The organism is Rhodopseudomonas sp. BR0G17 (assembly GCF_010907025.1).
Lineage (GTDB): Bacteria > Pseudomonadota > Alphaproteobacteria > Rhizobiales > Xanthobacteraceae > Rhodopseudomonas > Rhodopseudomonas palustris_H.
Genome location: NZ_QUML01000018.1, coordinates 1 through 17,477 on the forward strand (window position 1 = coordinate 1; position 17,477 = coordinate 17,477).

Genomic DNA, 17,477 nt, shown 5'->3' on the forward strand with positions numbered 1-17,477 from the left:
AATCGTCATGGGATCGGTCCTGTATGCGGGCGATCACCGCAACGGCAATGCCCGTGCGACTGTTCGATCAAGCAACACCGACAGAGGCGCCCGCACCGGGTTACGGCGAGATGATCGGCCGGGAATCCACCGAGCGGCCTCCGTCGTGCTGACTATGCACCAGCACATCGCAGATACAGGAATCCCGACCTGTTCTGCGTCCGACCGCCGGGTGCCCCGAACCTCGGGATTCCGGGTTCGCTCACTTCCGTGAGCGCCCCGGAATGACCGTGAAAGGTCCTCACCCCTTGTCGTTTTCCAGTTGTGGGATCGGCGTGCCTTCGCCGGACGACAGCAGGCCGGTCTTGGCGTAGAGGCCGAGCTTGGCGCGGGTGTCGGTGATGTCGAGGTTGCGCATGGTGAGCTGGCCGATCCGGTCTGCCGGCGTGAACGGTGCGTCCTCGACCTTCTCCATGCTCAGCCGTTCCGGCGCATAGGTCAGGTTGGGGCTCTGAGTGTTCATGATCGAGTAGTCGTTGCCGCGGCGCAGCTCCAGCGTCACCTCGCCGGTGACGGCGCGGGCGACCCAGCGCTGCGCGGTCTCGCGCAGCATCAGGGCCTGCGAATCGAACCAGCGGCCCTGATACAAGAGCCGGCCGAGCTTCATGCCGTTGATGCGGTACTGCTCGATAGTGTCTTCGTTGTGGATGCCGGTGACCAGCCGCTCATAGGCGATGTGCAGCAGCGCCATGCCGGGCGCTTCGTAGATGCCGCGGCTCTTGGCTTCGATGATGCGGTTTTCGATCTGGTCGCTCATGCCGAGGCCGTGGCGGCCGCCGATGGCATTGGCTTCGTAGAACATCGCGACCGGATCAGTGAAGGTCTGGCCATTGAGTGCGACCGGCTGGCCTTCCTCGAACCGCACCGTGACGGCCTCGGACTTGACCGCGCAGTCGTCCCGCCAGAACGGCACGCCCATGATCGGGTTGACGATCTTGATGCCGCTGTCGAGGTGTTCGAGATCCTTGGCCTCGTGGGTGGCGCCGAGCAGGTTGCTGTCGGTCGAATACGCCTTCTCGGCGCTCATCTTGTAGGCGAAGCCGTGCGAGGTCATGAACGCCGACATCTCGGCGCGGCCGCCGAGTTCGTCGATGAACTGCTGGTCGAGCCAGGGCTTGTAGATCCGCAACGCGGGGTTGGTCAGCAGGCCGTAGCGGTAGAACCGCTCGATGTCGTTGCCCTTGTAGGTCGAGCCGTCGCCCCAGATGTTGACGCCGTCGTCCTTCATCGCCGACACCAGCATGGTGCCGGTCACGGCGCGGCCGAGCGGAGTGGTGTTGAAGTACGCGATGCCGCCGGTCGAGACGTGAAAGGCGCCGGCCTGGATCGCCGCGATGCCTTCGTGCACCAGCTGGGTGCGGCAATCGACCAGGCGGGCCTTCTCGGCGCCGAACTCCATCGCCTTGCGCGGGATTGCGTCGTAGTCCGCCTCGTCGGGCTGGCCGAGGTTCGCCGTATAGGCGAACACGCGGGCGCCCTTCTGCTTCATCCACAGCAGCGCAGCGCTGGTATCGAGACCCCCTGAGAAAGCGATGCCGACGTTTTCGCCCTTGGGCAGGCTTTTCAAGATCGTAGTCATTGGAAGTCCCAATCGGTTGAAGCAGTTGCGGTTGCTGCGCGCATATCAAACTTCGCGGCCAGCGGCACGCGTTTAATCGCGGTGGGGCTGCGGATGCGGCTCAGGCGGCCGGCGCCGGGCCGATGTCCTGGCCGCGCCATTTCTTCAGCCGCAGCCGGTACAGCGGCCAGAACGCGCGGGTCAGCGCCGCGTCGATCGCCTCGTCCGAGGTCCGGCTCCAGGCCCAGCGGTAGATCAGTGCGTAAAGCAGCCAGATCACCAGGAAGGTGACGAGACCGGCGATCGCGACGTCCGTGAAGAAATGCCCGCCGAACGCCATCCGCAGGCCGCTGGTGACGGTGCCGAAGGTGAAGGCCGCCGCATAGGCGTAAGGACGCACCGCCGGCGGGGTCAGGGCGGCGGGCGCGAAGGTCCAATAGGCGGTGGCGCCCTCGCCGGAGAAGAACGAGCAGTTCTTCGGGCAGGCGCCGGAATTGTCCCACCACGCCTTGAACTGCCACGGGCCGTTGAATTCGGTCACCGCGGCCGGCCGCGGCCGGCCCCAATGGCTCTTGAAGGTCATGTTGGTGAGGACGCCGGCCGACAGCGTGATGCTGATCAGCAGAAACGCGACCGTGCGGCCCGGCATCACCAGCGGCCGGTCCGGCCGGATCATCTTATAGACCAGCGCGAAGATCGACGGCGCCGCGATCGCCCAGGCGATCCACATCGCAAAGTCGCGGGCAAATTCGAGATCCGGCATCGCGCGCATCGGGAAGGTCTTGGCGGCCGTGTCGTAGAACAGGCCGGCCAGCCACAGGTCGAGGCCCGGAAACAGACCGAACGCCAGCCCGATGCCGGCGAACAGCGCCAGCGCGATGAGAAGTCCGTTGCGGTTCATGGGGCGCGGTTTACCGGAGGCGGTGCGGGTTGGGAAGGCGGCAAGGGCGCGCGCCGGCGGGGCGGATCGCGCCAGGCACCGGCGTTGCGGCCGGCGACCAGCCAATACACCATGCCGCCGACGATGCCGGCCCCGGTCATGATTTCGAGGTGGCGGCGGATGATGCCATCGAAATGCAGGGTCGCCGGATCGAACGGCACCAGGCCGAGATAGCATGCGACCCCGACCAGCGCGCCGCCGATCGCATAGGCCAGCGCGCTGCGGATCGAGAACGCCTCGGTGATCAGCACCACCACCAGCGCCGGCAGCAGCGCAAAGCCGGACACGAAGATGAAGCCGAAGCCCATCACGATGTTCAGCGCATCGGTGTCGATCGGTCCGTCGGTGATCTGGCTGAGCTCAGGAAACAGCAGCATCCCGACCACCACCAGGCCGGCGGCGATCGAGGCGAACAGAAAGCCGATCGCAATCACGAACAGGCGGCCGAGCAATGCCATTAGTCGGGTGCTCCGGAAGCTTGCTGAGCTGTCATCCGCGCCCTTGTGTCGTTGTCGAGTTCGGCGCGGATCGCACCGATCAGCGGGTGCACCGCGGTGTGCTTGGTGCCGTAATCGAGATTGAACGCGTAGTCGAAGTCGGCCGGGTTGAGGCCCTGCGTGTGCTGCAGAATGGTTTCCAGCTTATCGAGCCCCTTGGCGAGCCGCCCTTCCGGCGAGGCCCCGGTCTCGTAGTCGTGCCATAGAGCCAAAATCTCGGCGCGGCGCCTATCGTCGAGCGGCTGCGTCAGAGTTTCGATATCGGCGCGCTCCCGTGCGGCTCTGTCGTCGCCTTCCACTTGTGCGACCGCCGGCACATCGCCGTGCAGGGCTTCACCGAGGTCGTGGACGACACAGATCTTCAAGAGGCGCGCGATATCGATATTGCCGAGCCCGTCGGCGAGCAGCATCGCCATCAGGCACAAACGCCAAGTGTGTTCGGCGGTGCTCTCGGGGCGGCCGGTCGACGTGTACCCGCTGCGGATCACGCTTTTGAGCCGCTCGGCTTCCCGCAGGAAGGCCAGCACGCCCTTGATCTCGTCGGCGGGCAACATGGATCAGTCCGTCATCGCCATCGCGCGCAGCGCGTTGCGTTCGCGCACCGACAGCTTTTCGGTCTCGGACTTGAGCTGTCCGCAGGCGGCCAGAATGTCGCGGCCACGCGGGGTGCGCACCGGCGACGAGTAGCCGGCGTTAAAGATGTATTCCGAGAACTTCTCGATCTGGTCCCAGTCCGAGCACTCGTATTTCGAGCCCGGCCACGGATTGAACGGGATCAGATTGATCTTGGCCGGAATGCCCTTGAGCAGCTGCACCAAGCGGCGCGCATCGTCGAGCGAGTCGTTGACGCCCTTCAGCATCACATATTCGAAGGTGATGCGGCGGGCGTTGGACGCGCCCGGATAGTCGCGGCAGGCCTGCAGCAATTCCTTCAGCGGGTACTTGCGGTTCAGCGGCACCAGTTCGTCGCGTAGTTCGTCGCGCACGGCGTGCAGCGAGATCGCCAGCATCACGCCGATCTCGTCGCCGGTGCGCTTGATGTTCGGCACCACGCCGGAGGTCGACAGCGTGATCCGCCGCCGCGAGATGCCGATGCCTTCGTTGTCCGAGACGATCAGCAGCGCGTCGCGCACCGCGTCGAAATTGTAGAGCGGCTCGCCCATCCCCATCATCACGATGTTGGTGATCAGGCGATTGCCGTTCGGGGTCTCGCGGTCGATCCAGTCCCCGAGCCGGTCGCGCGCCACCATCACCTGGCCGACGATCTCGCCGGCGGTGAGGTTGCGCACCAGGCGCTGGGTGCCGGTGTGGCAGAATGCGCAATTCAGGGTGCAGCCGACCTGGCTGGAGACGCACAGCGTGCCGCGGTCGGTTTCGGGGATATAGACGCACTCGACCTCGTGGGCCTTCTGGCCGTCGCCGCCGCTCGGCAGTCGCAGCAGCCATTTGCGGGTGCCGTCGGCCGAAATCTGCTCGGCCACCACTTCGGGCCGGTCGACCGTGAAATGCTCCGCCAGCGTTGCCCGCATCTCCTTGGACACGTTGGTCATTTCGGAGAAGTCGCGGGCGCCCCGGACATAGATCCAATGCCAGAGTTGCTGCGCCCGCATCTTGCGCTGGGGCGGCGCCACGCCGACTTCGCCGAGCCGGTCGCACAATTGCGCCCGCGACAGCCCGATCAGCGACGGCTTGGCCGGCGGCACATAGGTTTCCAGCGGGGTCTTCTCGACCAGGGCCGAGGCGGCAGAAGGCGTCATCGCATCACGTTCAGGTTGGTGGCCGGCCATCCGCGGCGGGCGTGCAGAGCGGGGCACAAGCCGCCGGTCGCCATGCATATAAGAACCCGCCGCCCGGTTGTCGCCGGCTGGCGGGTCGTCTGTACCGGAATGCTTTACCGAACGGGGCGGCCGGCCTCAATAGCGGCGGCCCGCGGGGCGGGCTCTCAGCTGCCGCAGGCCTGCGCGACCTTGTCGAGCGCCTGGGCCAGCCCCTTCAGCGAAAACACGTCGGTGCTGGCGGTTCCCTTGGCCGAGACCCCCTTGACCGTGATTTCGGCGCCGCGGCGCATCGCTTCGACCAGGCGTTCTTCCTCGGCGGCGTTCTTGATCCAGATGCCGTCGCCCTGGGTGTACATCGCGAACGAGCTGCCGGCGACCTCGATGGCCGATTCCGAGCCCGGCTTCAGCGGATAGCCGACCATCACCGAGACCTCGTTGACCACCTTTTCGGACGGCCGGGTCGAGATGAACGCATAGGCCGGATCGCGCGGCCGGTTCGGCGGGGTGGTCTTGGAGGAGGACGGCTTGGCCAGCGCGAAGCACACCTTCTTGCCGCCGGGCGCTGCCGTATAGGCGCCCCAGCTGCCGAACTGGCCGATCAGCGTCGGCTCCGCGCCGCCCGAGGCAGCCGCCGGCGTCGCGGCCGGTTTGCCCTTGGCTTCGCGCGCCACCGCAGCGTTGCCCGCCGCAACCATCAATGAACCCGCCAACGCGGCAATCAGCATTCGCCTCATGATCATGGGCAAGTCTGGTCCCTCATCATTGTGACTGCAAAATGGCTCGCGGGGGTCCGCTGATCACGACGCCCGGAATAGCCGGGACGGTCGATTCTGGAAAGCCGTCAGCGGGCGTTGCTCACCGTCGATGTGGCCTCGGCATGTAGCTGGCGTACCTTCAGGATTTGGCGCGCCCGGCCCGATGCGCGGCCCATTGCTGATCGCTCCATTGCAGCAGGTCCTCGGCGCCGGAGCTGCGCAGATGGGTGCCGCCGTCCTGCACCACCATCTCGCCGGTGATGTAGCCGGCCTGATCGGAGATCAGGAAGCTCGCTAAATTAGCAAGCTCGTCGTGGCGGCCGACGCGGCCGAGCGGCACCCGGTCCGCCGGATCGGCGGCGCGCCCGTTCGGCCTGAGCTGCGCGGTCGCACCCGCGGTCGGAAAGGCACCGGGCGCGATCGCCACCAGGCGGATCTGCTTCGGCCCCCACTCCACCGCGAGGCTCTTGGTCATCGCCAGCACCGCCGACTTCGCCATAGCGGACGGCACCGTGAAGGCGCGCCCGGTGATCGTCGAGGTCGACAGGATGCTGAGCACGACGCCCGCGCGGCCGCCGTCGATCCAGCGCCGGCCGGCGCCGAGCGTGCAGTACATCGCGCCGTGCAGCGTCGGTGCCAGGATCGCGTCCGCTGCGCGCGCCGACATTCGCTCGGTCTGTGCGATAAAGGTCGCGGCGGCATTGTTGATCAGCACGTCGAGCGGCGCTGCGCGCCAGATCTCATCGAGCATGGTTTCGACCGCTTGCGGATCGCGCACGTCGCACACGAGGGTGTCGACTTGGCTGCCGCGTGACCGGAGTTGCTCCGCGGTTTCGTGCAGCACCACGGCGCGTCGACCGCACAGCACCAGCGACGCACCGAGTTCGGCAAAGCGCGCCGCCATCGCAGCACCGAGTCCGGAACCGCCGCCGGTAATCAGAATCCGTTTGTTCGCGAGCAGACCAGCCTCGAACATCGCGCGCCTCCTTGATTAACCGCGAAGCGGAATTCGTGCGGAATTAGTCCCGCACGCAGCGTCATGCCCGGACTTGATCCGGGCATCCATCATCTTTCGAGAACGGATGGATTGCCGGGTCAAGCCCGGCAATGACGATGCGGCTGGGCGCGCGGGCCGAATCCGATTGTCCCTCGCGTGCAAATCCGGCAGAAGGGCAGGCAATCACAAACCTCGCACCTGGGTGGATACATGAAGGCCATTCTCTGCCAGCAATATTGCGGTCCCGACGATCTCGTTTACGCCGACGTGCCCGATCCGGTCGCCGGCCCCGGTGAAGCCGTGATCGCGATCAAGGCGGCGGCGCTGAATTTCTTCGACATCCTGATGATCCAGGGCAAGTACCAGATCAAGCCGCCGTTCCCGTTCTCGCCGGGCGCGGAAGTCGCGGGCGTGATCGAAAGCGTCGGCGAAGGCGTCACCGACCTCAAGGTCGGCGATCGCGTGGTGGCGTCGTGCGGTCACAACGGTGCGCGCGAAAAGATCGCGCTGCCGGCGCAGATGATCGTCAAGATTCCCGACAATCTCGATTTCGATCGCGCTGCCGGCATCATCATCATCTACGGCACCGCTCTGCATGCGCTGGAAGACCGTGCCAGCCCGAAGCCGGGCGAGACGCTCGCGGTGCTCGGCGCCGCCGGCGGCACCGGCCTTGCGGCGTGCGAACTCGGAAAGCTGATGGGTCTCAAGGTGATCGCCTGTGCCTCCTCGGAGGAGAAGCTGGCGTTCGCCAAGCAGCACGGCGCCGAGCTGACGCTGAACTACGCGACCGAAGATCTGAAAGAGGGTCTGAAGAAACTGACCGGCGGCAAGGGCGTCGACATCATCTTCGATCCGGTCGGCGGAACGTACGCTGAAGCCGCGTTGCGCTCGATCGCCTGGGAAGGCCGCTTCCTGGTGATCGGCTTTGCGGCCGGCGACATTCCGAAGATGCCGCTCAACCTCGCGCTGCTGAAAGGCTGCGATATCCGCGGCGTGTTCTGGGGGGCGTGGACGCGGCTCAACCCGGAGAAGAACCGCGCCAATCTCGAGAAGCTGGTGCAGTGGGCGGCCGAGGGCAAGATCTCCTCGCACGTCGACCGCACCTTCCCGCTCGCCCAAACCGCCGACGCGCTGAAGGTGCTCGCCGGCCGTCAGGCGATGGGCAAGGTGATCCTGCATCCGTGAGAATGCTGAATCCTAGGGTGGGTTAGCGCGCAGTGCGTAACCCACCCTAGGACTGATCGCATTACGCCGGCATCAACTCCGGCCTCGTAGCGGCGGCGGGCTCGCTGGCGACCGGTTGCGTGCGCGCCAGTAGCCCGGGCAGCAGCGCTTCGGCGGCTTCGGCACCTGATATCACCACAGCCTCGATGCCCGCGCCGATATTGCCGCCGCCGGCGATCACCAGATTGCGCAGCGGCGATTTCGAGCCTTTGAGCTGGCCGGCGCACGACATGCCGTAGATCGAGCCGAAGCTCGCTCCGTCGTAGCGCGCGTAGGTCACCGGGCTGGCGTCGGTGCGGTACACGATGTGCTGCGACAGGTTCGGGATCACGGTTTCGGCCGCCGCGATCATGCGGTCGCCGAGTTCCTGCTTGCGGCGCAGATACGCCTCCGATCGCCGCCAGGATTTCCAATCGTGTTCGGGCTCAGGCGGAAACCAGCTTTTCGCCTCCGCGTGCGGCACCAAATGAATCAGTGACAGGATCGAGTGTCCGGCCGGCGCGGCCGAAGGGTCGAGCTTCGACATCATCGCCAGCCCGACCCGCATCGGCGCGTGCAGATGCACGGACGGGCGGATGTCCGGCACGCAGTCGAGCCCAAGATGCACGCTGAAGCAGGAATTCGCCGGCGCCGCTTCGGTGATCCAGCGGTGGGCATCCCGTGGGAGCGCCTCGGCCGGGACTAAGTCGAGTAGTGTGTGTTTGAGGTCGGCGTTGGAGATCACCGCGCGGGCCCGCACCGCCCCGCCGTTGCCGAGCACCACGCCGGCAGCCGCTTCGTTCTCGATCAGGATGCGCGCCACCGGCGTCTTGAGATTCACCTCGCCGCCGCGCGCCTCGATCGCCGCGACCAGCGCGTCGGAGACGACGCTCGAGCCGCCGCGCGGATAGTAGCCGCCGTGGAAGTAATAGCCGAAGATCGGCACCATCCGGGCGCAGGTCGGCGGCTCGCTGCCGTCGCCGATATAGCCGGCGAGGCCGTTGATGAACGCCACCGCCGCGGGATCCTGGACATGCGCCGCGACCAGGTCGGCGAACGGCCGGTTCATCCAGCGATAGGCGTGCGGGTGATTGCGCGGAAACGCCAGCAGCTCATCGATGCTCGACGGCATCCCGGGTACACCGCCGCGGCCGGCAGCGGTCGCGAACATGTCGTCGAAGATCGCCTTGATCTCGTCGAACAGCGCCGTGAGGCCGGCGGCGCTGCCGGGAAACCGCTCGCCGAGCAGCCTGACGTAGTCGAGCCAATCCGGCGGCACGTCGATCGCGCCGGCCTCAGTGTTGAAACTGTGCGTCACCCGCTCCCAAATGATGCGATCGGCGACGCCGAGGCGTTGCAGCAGCGTGGCGAAGGGGCCGCCCGGCTGCACGCCGGAGAAATCGTGCGGGCCGGCATCGAACCGGTACAGCACCGGCCGGCCGTGATGATGCGCCTTGCGCAAGTACGTATGGCAATAGCCCCCGGCGACGACGTGCTGCTCGAACACTTGCACGTTCAGCCCGGCGTCGGCGAGCAGTGCCGCCGCCGTGAGGCCGCCGATGCCTGACCCGATGATCACGACGTCGCAGTCCTGCGCTTCGGCCGGCGTGAACGACGGTGCGGGCCAGCGGTAGCTTTCCCGCGACGCCGCCATCCGGTTCAGGATCAGGTGAATGGCCAGCTTCGGTCCGAAGATCGAGATCACCGCGCCGACGCTGACGATCGCGGTGATCACCTCGCCCGGCGCGGCGACATAGCGGCAGGCGGCGATCGCGGCGAACAGCACTGCCCAGAGCCCGGTGATCGCAGCATTGACCAGGAAGAACTGCGGCGTCTCGGCGTTATCCGGGTGTGCGGCACGCGAATAGTCCGATGTCCACGGCCGTCGGGCCGCCAGGCTGAGCGCGCTGACCACTGCCAGCCCCGCAAACGACAGCCAGAGTGCGTTGGCGGCCGCGGTCGCCGGATCGATCAGGTGCAGGGTCGCGAGGCCGGTAAACAGCACCAAACCGCCGACTTCGAGCACGAACAGCTCGCGCCGATAGGCCCGCCAGGTATTGCCCGCGAGCGAGAGTGCGAGGCCTGACCACATCGCCATCGCTGGCTGATGCAGCGCCAGCAACGCCCAGAACACCGCAAACGGAACCAGAACCAGTTTCACCGTCAGGAAGGTCTTCATGCTGCCTCCGGGCTCAGGTCCGCCAAACACCGGCTTTGACGTCGGTCGGGCTTGCGGTACCATTCGGTACCAGAGCCTATCACATCCGGTACCGTTTGGTACCGGAATCTGCGCGCCAACCGGATCGGTCGCTAAGTCATGGAACAACAACAAGAATCAGTGGGCGACCCGCGCCGCGCCGCGATCCTGCAGGCCGCCTTCGATGTTTTCGTCGAGAAGGGGTTCGAGGCGGCGACCACCGCCGAGATCGTCCGCCGGGCTCGCACCTCGAAGCGGACGCTGTACGAGTTCTTCGCCAGCAAACAGGAGATCCTGACGGCGTTGATCCGCTATGGCGCCGCCAAGATGCAGCCGTCGCCGGAGCTGCCGGAGCCGCAAAACCGGCAGCAGTTTCTCGTCGTGCTTGAGCAGTTCGGCCGGATCTTCCTCAGCGAGCTGCTGCATCCGGAGCGGACCGCGATGTATCGGCTGGCGATCGCCGAGGCGGGGCGCGGCGGCGGTTCGGTCGCGCGCGAGCTGGAAGCCAGCGGCCGGGCACCGGTGACGCAGGCCGCGACCCGGTTCTTCGAGCAAGCTGCGGACCGCGGCATCATCCGCTGCGAAGAGGTCGTGACGCTGATCAGCGTGTTCTTCTCAGTGCTGATCGGGATCGCGCCGCTGCAGGCCCTGCTCGGCGAGCCGCCGATCAGCACGGACGCGATGGCGCAGCGTGCCGCACTCGCCACGCGGGTTTTGGCGCGGATGCTGGAGCCGGCTTAAACGGAATGCGGCAGGGCGCCGTTACGCTTCTTCTTCCAGCCCACGCTGCATCGCGGCGCGCGCGGCCTCGCGATGCTCCGGCGTGATGTTGCTGGCGACCATCCGCAGCGCGGTGGCGAGGATCGCTGCGTCGTCAGTGAAGCCCAGCACCGGCAGGATATCGGGCAGGAAATCGAACGGCAGGATGAAGTAAGCGATCGCGCCGAGCAGCGCGATCTGGACGTGCCGCGGCGTCTGCCGGTCGAACGCGCAGTAATACGCGGCCAGAATGTCTTCGACGAACGGCAGCTGGACCGCGACGCTTTTGATCTTGCGCCAGAACCGCCGGCGTACCTGTTCCGGGTCCTGCGCCAAGCGGTCGGCAGGTTCGAACCCCACGCTGTGATCAGTCGTCATCGAAGCACTCCCGCGCGCGCGGCGGAACAATTGATTGGTCCCGCCGGATTTGGTGATCGGCCGGCGTGCTCGCAAGACTGCGCCGTCACTTCGCGCCGGATTGCGCGGCAATCGCGTCCATCGCCTTGGCAAGCCGGATGTCACGCTCGGTGACGCCGCCGGCATCATGAGTCGTCAGCACAACGTCCACCGTCCTGTAAACGTTGCGCCATTCGGGGTGATGATCGGCCTTTTCGGCAACCAGCGCGACCCGCGTCATGAAACCGAACGCTTCGCCAAAGTCCCGAAACTGATAGCTGCGGCCGATTGCCTCGCGGCCTTCGACCTCGCGCCAGCCGGGGAGGTCCGCGAGCGCAGTCCGTCGGTCGGCTTCAGATAATTGCTTCATGCCGTCTGTCTCCCAGTGCCCGTCGCCACCTGGCCACCATAATGCAGCCAAACCGCTCGGCTAGCGAAGCAGCAGGCGGCGGAACCAGCGTCCGCTGGGAACTGCTGAACGGGACGGGTTCGGATCACGGATGAGCAGCACGCAGCGATTGTCACGGCTGGCGGACGGTTCCGACTCCATGGAGACGATGCTGCAGCCGTCTTTGCGCTCGCCCTGGCGCCGGATGCTGTTGGTCGTGCTGGCGACGATTCTGTCGCTGATCGGGATCGCCAGCGCGGGTTATTACTTCGCGATGCGGCCCGTCACCCTGAAGATCGCAGTCGGGCCGCAGGCCGGCGACGATTACAAGCTGATCCAGGCGCTCGCCCAAGTGTTTGCGCGCGAGCGTAATACCGTTCGGTTGCGGCCGGTGGTGACCGATGGTCCGGCCGCGAGCGCGTTGGCGTTGAAGTCCGGCACTGTCGATCTCGCGGTGATCCGCGGCGACCTGCCGGTTCCGAAGCAGGCCCAGTCGGTGGCCGTGCTGCATAAAAACGTCGCGGTGCTGTGGGCGCCTGCAGGCACTGAGCCGAAGGGCAAACGCAAGGGCAGCAAGGCGGCGGGCATGGCCGCCATCACCGATCTGACCGGCAAGCGGGTCGGCGTCGTCGGCCGCACCGAAGCCAACGCCGGTCTGCTCACCGTGATCCTGCAGCAATACGGCGTCGATCCGTCGAAAGTTCAGACGCTGGCGGTACCGGTGGCCGAAGTCGCCGACGCGGTCCGCACCGGCAAGGTCGATGCGCTGCTGGCCGCCGGTCCGCTCAACAGCAAGATCATCGGCGATGCGGTGGCGGCCACCGCTCACACCGGGCGCGAACCGGTGTTCCTGTCGATCGAATCCTCCGAAGCGCTGGCAGCCAATCACCCGTCCTATGAGGCGGCGTCGATTCCGGCCGGCGCGTTCGGCGGCGCACCGGCGCGGCCGGACAACGAGATCAAGACGGTCAGCTTCTCGCACTACATCGTGGCGCGCGAAGGCGCCTCCGACACCACGATCGCGACGTTCACCGAGCAATTGTTCACCGCCCGCCAGATCGTGATGGGCGAAGTGCCGCTCGCCGCGAAGATCGAAACGCCCGACACCGACAAGGATGCGGTGATTCCGGTGCAGCCGGGCGCCGCCGCCTATGTGGACGGCGAAGAGAAGAGCTTCCTCGATCGCTACAGCGACCTGATCTGGTTGTCGCTGATGGGATTGTCGCTGATGGGGTCGGCCGGCGCGTGGTTCGCCAGTTTCCTGCGCAAGGATGAGCGCACCAGCACGGCGTCGCAGCGCGAGCGGCTGCTCGACATGCTGGCGACCGCGCGGCGCTGCAGTTCGGCCGAAGAACTCGACGCGATGCAGACCGAGGCCGACGCGATCCTGCGCGACACGCTGACGGCTTACGAGAACGGCGCGATCGACAGCGCGGCGCTGACCGCGTTCAGCATCGCGCTGGAGCAGTTCCACAACGCCGTCACCGACCGCAAGCTGCTGCTCGCCGACGTGACGTCGCTGCCGCCGGTGCGTGGCGCCCGGCCGCAGGCGGTGTAGCGCTCAGCGCACCAACCGCCGCCAGCCGATCACCACGCCGCTGACCGAGATCACCAGGCCGGCGAGTGACAGCACGATCACCACCAGATCCCAGGCCGGCCGATACGCCAGCAGCACCGGGAAGTCGAAGCTGTGTGGTGCATTGAACAGCCACCGATAGCTCCGCGCGCTGGTGTCGCTGCGCCCGAGCAGCTCACCAGTCGCAGGATCGAGGTGGAACCAGGTCGAAGCAGGATCGTCGAAGCCGACCCGGAGCACCGGCAGCACGCGCTGCCGATGATGCTGGTACCAATAGGCGTCGTACCGTTCGAGCCGCTGCCGCAACACCATCGTGGCGTCCGTGAGCAGCGTGGCTGCGGCAGCGATGATCGTTTCCTCCGGCAGCCGTTTCGCCGTGCCGTCTTCAGGATCGGCGGCAGTCTGCCGGCCGTCACGATGTCCCAGCAGCAACAGCGGCGTGCCGCCGATCCAAGTGAAGCGGGCTTCGACGACACCCGGGAGGAGCGTGGTGGGAAGCTTGGCATCGATCGTCGGAGCATCGTGGCCGGCATAGCGCTGCAGCATGTCGCGGCTTTCGCCGCGGCGGGCGAAGGCCTCGCCCGGGTTCATCGACAGCCAGCCCGAGACCATCCAGGTCAGCACGACCACGCCGCCGATCAGCCCGGTGATGTGGTGCCACGCCATCCAGCCGCGATACGGCGTGATCCGACCCGATGCGTAGCGTCGCCGCAGGCCGGCGCGGAGCAGTCCGATCCAGATGCCGCTCGCCGCGACCGTCATCAAGATGCCAGAGACCCACAGCACCACCTGCCGCCATAGCGGGCCGTCCTGGCGCAGCACTGTGAAGTAGATCCAGTGCGGGATCGCGCCGAACCAGTTCCAGATCCGCTCCTGCCGCGTGGTATCGAGCACGATCTCGCCGCCGCGCGACGCGACATAGAGCTCTGTCCCGGCGGCGTCGCCGAGCCCGATCAGGTACAGCGGCCTGAACGGATCGTAGCGCGACGTCACGCTCCATTGGTCGCGATCGACCGTCTCGATCAGCCGCGGCGCGACGGCGGCCGGATGATGCCGCGCGATCCCCAGCGCCTGATCGGCGCTGACCTGATCGATCTTGCGGCCGTCCACCGCCGAGACGGTGGTGCGCCGGCCGTTCCAGTCGAGCAGCCGGTACACCGGCTCGGTATCGAGCATCACCAGCCGCAGGTCGCGCGGATAGTGCGTCACGCCGGCCACCTGCATCGCCTGATCGGGCGGCAGCGCGACGCGCTGCCAGGCGAGGTCGGGCAATGCCGCCCAGCGTTCTTCTTTGTCGAAATGCGGAAACGCGACGTACATCATCACCACGCCGGAGATGAACCACATCGCGAACAGCAGACATCCGGCAATGCCGAGCCAGCGGTGGCCGAGATACAGCCACCGCTTCGCGCGCCTGACGACGCTTCGCATCGCCTAGAACTTCACATTGTAGGACAGTTCCGCGGTGCGCGGCATACCGAGCTGCCACATGGTCGTGTTGCCCGATGTCGTGTAGACGGTGTCGAACAGATTGTAGACGCGCAGCGCGAAGGTCTGCCGGGCGTCCGGCTTCCACATCAGCCCGGCATTGACGACGTTATAGGCGGGCCGCACCAGCGTGTTGGCGTCGTCGGCCCAGGTGTCGCCGACGAGCTGGATGCCGGCATTGGCCGACCAGCCCGGCGCGAACGCCCAGGTCGCCCAGATGTTGCTGACGATCTGCGGCACGTTGTTGGGGACGTTGCCGGCGTAGTTCACCGCCCGGCCGCCGACGACTTGAGTGAAGTCGTCGTATTTGGCCCGCAGCCACGCGACGTTGGCGTCGAGCCGGATGGTTTCGGTGACCTTGAGGCCGGCCGAGGCTTCGATGCCGCGCGACGACTGCTGGCCGATCTGCAGCGGATTGGTGTTGGCGGGGTTCTGCGGATCGCGCGCCAGCAGGTTGTTCTTGACGATGTGATACGCCGCCAGCGTCCACTCGGCGCGGCCGCCGGCAAGCTGCTGCTTGATGCCGACCTCCACCTGCTTGCCGGTCGAGAGCGAGAAGTCGCGGTTCACGCCCGTCATCGTGATCAGGTTGGTGACCGGATCGACCGCGGTCGAATACTGGCCGTAGATCGAGAGGTTCTCGATCGGATTGTACACCGCCCCGACCCGCCAGCTTGGCGCCGAGTAGGTCTTCTCGAAGCTGTTCGAAGGCGAGAGGAAATCGGTGCGCTGCACCGTCGGATTGTCAGAGCGGATGCCGCCGATCAACGAAAGCTGGTCGGTCAGGCTGAGCCGGTTCTCGGCGAACACGCCATACTGTGTCGTCAGCGTATGGAAGCTCGGCCGTGTCGGGCTCACCGGCAGGAAAGTGCCTGGATCGAAATTGTACGTGGGCACCGAGGATGTGCCGGCGTAAGGCGAGTTGTTGGTGTGGGTGAAGGCGATGCGGTTGACGTCGAAACCGGCGACGAATTCGTTGGCGAGGCCGAAGACATGGCCCTTGAAGGTGGTGTCGAAGCGGTTGCCGATCTGCTCCTGGTCGTGAAAAATCTCGATATAGGAGCTGCGGTTGATATTTCCGGTGGTCGGGCTGAACGCGTAGCTCTCGACGTCCTTCCAGTGCCGGTGCGTGCTGAGATAGTAGGTGACGTTCTTCACCGAGACGCCTTCGGCAACGTCCCACTCGGTCTTGAGCTGGGTCCAGTTGTCGCGATAGCGGATCGAGGCATCGCCGACATTGTAGTTTTGGAAGCGCAGCGACTCGTCGAGCCGGCCGTTCACCAGAGGCGTGCCGAAATAGCGCGACGGGCTGCGGTCGGCGTAGTCTTCGCTCAGCGTAAAGGCGAGATTGTCGGCGGCCTGTACCCGGACCGAACCGGACACCGCGACGTTCGATGTCTTGTCACGGTCGACCCAGCCGTCCGACATGTTGCCGATCGCCGCCAGCCGATAGCTGACATTGGGATTGATCGGGCCGCCGGAGTCGACCGCGAGGCGCCGGGTCAGGTTGGTGTCGAGCGAGATCTCGGCTTCGTTGCGTTGCACGTCGAGCGGCTTCTTGGAGATCACGTTGATGGCGCCGCCGATCGCGCCTTCGCCATACATCACCGAGGCCGGGCCGCGCAGCACTTCGATGGTCTGCGCCGTCCAGGTGTCGAACGGGAACGTCATGGTGCCGGAGCCGACATACAGCCGGGTGCCGTCGTAGAGCGACATCACCGTGCCGTTGCCGGTGAAGCCGCGCGTGGTGAAGGCGAGGCCGCCATTTCCCGGACGCGGGCTCGCAGTGAACCCGGTGGCGTTCTGCGTCACCGCGTCGATGACGTTGTGCTGGCCGCGCTCGGCGATGGTCTCGGCGCGAATCACTTCCACGCTGGCCGGTGTTTGCAGCGGCGTCAGGCCGAGCCGACTGCCGGTCGAGGAGGGGGTGCCGAGGTTGAAAGTAGGGGCGGTCGACGTGGTGGTCGTCGGCTGAGTGGGCGCGGGCGCGGGCGTCGCGACAGGACGCGCGGCGGCACGGCGCTGGCGCGACGATCCGGCATTTGCCGTCGCGCGCGGCTTGGCGGCACGTGCGGTCTGGCCCTCGACCACGATCGGGTCGAGACCGCGCGGATTGGCCGAGGCGGTTTGCGCCAGGCCGTCGACCGGCCAGAGCAGAGGGACGAGGGCGACAGAGGACAGCAGGCGACGATTGCGCCCGAGAGGCAGAACGGCGGGAGTCATTTTCTTGGCTCGCGGCTAACGTGGCACGTCACCGCGAAACAGGTCTGCCGCAGCCTTCTTGTGGGCTACGGTTCGACTCGCACCAGGACACCCCGCCCGATGTGCTCGCGTGTGACCACGACTGACGGCAGGTCTCCTGGCTCGCGGGTCGTTGCCGTTCACCGCCTTCCCAGGACGAAAGCCCAGTGGCGTGTGGCGAATGGCTCGCCGCTTACAGTTGCGGGGGCAGCCGCGGAATAGAGTCCGAAGACCCGCACCGCGTTCCCTATTGATCCCTTTCGGGAACCGTCGCTGGTCACGGTATTGGACATACGGCAGCGGTGTCAACGAACCGAGCGGGAAAAATCCAATCAGTCCAAGGGACAACGGCTGCACTATGAAATTACCAATCGCAGTGACGATGTACGTAATGTTATAACATTACATCATTAGGTCAAGCAGTCTGAGGAACAAAGCCGGAGGCGCTCCGGGGCACGCTCCGGCGGCCACCGCGCCGAAGCTGGTCTGTCCATCCGCAACCGTCATTGTTATTTCGCGATTTCTGCGTATATTGCGTCGCAACGCGTGCTGGTGCCCGGTCCTATTCGGCCGGGCCTGTTTTTTGCGATTTCAGATTGCGATTGCCCGGCGCGTTTCAGACATAGGCTGGCTTCGGCGCGCCCTTCGGCGCATCCCGCGGTGTG

General features: G+C 66.1%; 15 protein-coding genes and 1 riboswitch. Of the genes, 3 read left to right on the forward strand and 12 right to left on the reverse strand.

Annotated elements, in window-relative coordinates; translation table 11 throughout:
* Nucleotides 1–280: 280 nt before the first annotated feature.
* The 7 genes from argG to DY467_RS15005 form a co-directional block, all read right to left on the reverse strand.
* Entirely contained in the window at nt 281–1,618 is a 1,338-nt protein-coding gene (gene argG / locus DY467_RS14975; protein ID WP_164637144.1) for an argininosuccinate synthase, read from the reverse strand.
* A 100-nt stretch (nt 1,619–1,718) separates the two neighbouring features.
* On the reverse strand, nt 1,719–2,498 hold the full coding sequence (locus DY467_RS14980) for a phosphatase PAP2 family protein (protein WP_164637146.1): 780 nt from the start codon (nt 2,496–2,498) through the stop codon (nt 1,719–1,721).
* On the reverse strand, nt 2,495–2,995 hold the full coding sequence (locus tag DY467_RS14985; protein ID WP_164637148.1) for a hypothetical protein: 501 nt from the start codon (nt 2,993–2,995) through the stop codon (nt 2,495–2,497). Before DY467_RS14985 ends, DY467_RS14980 begins: the two co-directional genes overlap by 4 nt.
* On the reverse strand, nt 2,995–3,588 hold the full coding sequence (locus tag DY467_RS14990; RefSeq protein WP_164637150.1) for an HD domain-containing protein: 594 nt from the start codon (nt 3,586–3,588) through the stop codon (nt 2,995–2,997). Before DY467_RS14990 ends, DY467_RS14985 begins: the two co-directional genes overlap by 1 nt.
* A 3-nt stretch (nt 3,589–3,591) precedes the next feature.
* Entirely contained in the window at nt 3,592–4,791 is a 1,200-nt protein-coding gene (gene rlmN, locus DY467_RS14995) for a dual-specificity RNA methyltransferase RlmN (RefSeq protein WP_164637152.1), read from the reverse strand.
* A gap of 185 nt (nt 4,792–4,976) precedes the next feature.
* Entirely contained in the window at nt 4,977–5,552 is a 576-nt protein-coding gene (locus tag DY467_RS15000) for an invasion associated locus B family protein (RefSeq protein WP_107342624.1), read from the reverse strand.
* A 154-nt stretch (nt 5,553–5,706) separates the two neighbouring features.
* Complete coding sequence (locus DY467_RS15005; protein WP_164637154.1) at nt 5,707–6,543, reverse strand: SDR family oxidoreductase; 837 nt, start codon at nt 6,541–6,543, stop codon at nt 5,707–5,709.
* A gap of 231 nt (nt 6,544–6,774) precedes the next feature.
* On the opposite strand from DY467_RS15005, the gene DY467_RS15010 reads away from it, so the two are divergent.
* Nucleotides 6,775–7,749: an NADPH:quinone oxidoreductase family protein gene (locus tag DY467_RS15010; RefSeq protein ID WP_107342626.1), complete on the forward strand. Its 975-nt coding sequence runs from the start codon at nt 6,775–6,777 to the stop codon at nt 7,747–7,749.
* Between the two features lie 61 nt (nt 7,750–7,810).
* On the opposite strand, the gene DY467_RS15015 is transcribed toward DY467_RS15010, so the two are convergent.
* Entirely contained in the window at nt 7,811–9,946 is a 2,136-nt protein-coding gene (locus DY467_RS15015) for a phytoene desaturase family protein (protein ID WP_164637156.1), read from the reverse strand.
* Nucleotides 9,947–10,105: 159 nt separating this feature from the next.
* Here DY467_RS15015 and DY467_RS15020 point away from each other — a divergent pair, with 159 nt between their 5' ends.
* Nucleotides 10,106–10,705: a TetR/AcrR family transcriptional regulator gene (locus tag DY467_RS15020; RefSeq protein WP_349627645.1), complete on the forward strand. Its 600-nt coding sequence runs from the start codon at nt 10,106–10,108 to the stop codon at nt 10,703–10,705.
* A gap of 21 nt (nt 10,706–10,726) precedes the next feature.
* Here DY467_RS15020 and DY467_RS15025 read toward each other — a convergent pair whose 3' ends face one another.
* The gene (locus DY467_RS15025; RefSeq protein WP_164637160.1) at nt 10,727–11,101 is read right to left on the reverse strand and encodes a YkvA family protein; all 375 of its coding nucleotides are present in this window, start codon (nt 11,099–11,101) and stop codon (nt 10,727–10,729) included.
* Between the two features lie 85 nt (nt 11,102–11,186).
* Nucleotides 11,187–11,489 carry a 4a-hydroxytetrahydrobiopterin dehydratase gene (locus DY467_RS15030; RefSeq protein WP_164637162.1) on the reverse strand — a complete coding sequence of 101 codons (303 nt, stop codon included), beginning with the start codon at nt 11,487–11,489 and terminating at the stop codon, nt 11,187–11,189.
* A 130-nt stretch (nt 11,490–11,619) separates the two neighbouring features.
* Between DY467_RS15030 and DY467_RS15035 the strand changes: the two genes are divergently transcribed.
* Nucleotides 11,620–13,065 (forward strand): TAXI family TRAP transporter solute-binding subunit, encoded by a 1,446-nt coding sequence (locus DY467_RS15035; protein ID WP_164637164.1) that lies wholly within the window; start codon nt 11,620–11,622, stop codon nt 13,063–13,065.
* Between the two features lie 3 nt (nt 13,066–13,068).
* On the opposite strand, the gene DY467_RS15040 is transcribed toward DY467_RS15035, so the two are convergent.
* The gene (locus DY467_RS15040; RefSeq protein ID WP_164637166.1) at nt 13,069–14,514 is read right to left on the reverse strand and encodes a PepSY-associated transmembrane domain-containing protein; all 1,446 of its coding nucleotides are present in this window, start codon (nt 14,512–14,514) and stop codon (nt 13,069–13,071) included.
* Nucleotides 14,515–14,517: 3 nt separating this feature from the next.
* Nucleotides 14,518–16,794, reverse strand: a complete 2,277-nt coding sequence (locus DY467_RS15045) for a TonB-dependent receptor (RefSeq protein ID WP_164637168.1) — start codon at nt 16,792–16,794, stop codon at nt 14,518–14,520.
* A 109-nt stretch (nt 16,795–16,903) separates the two neighbouring features.
* Nucleotides 16,904–17,099: riboswitch (cobalamin riboswitch) on the reverse strand.
* Nucleotides 17,100–17,477: the final 378 nt, after the last annotated feature.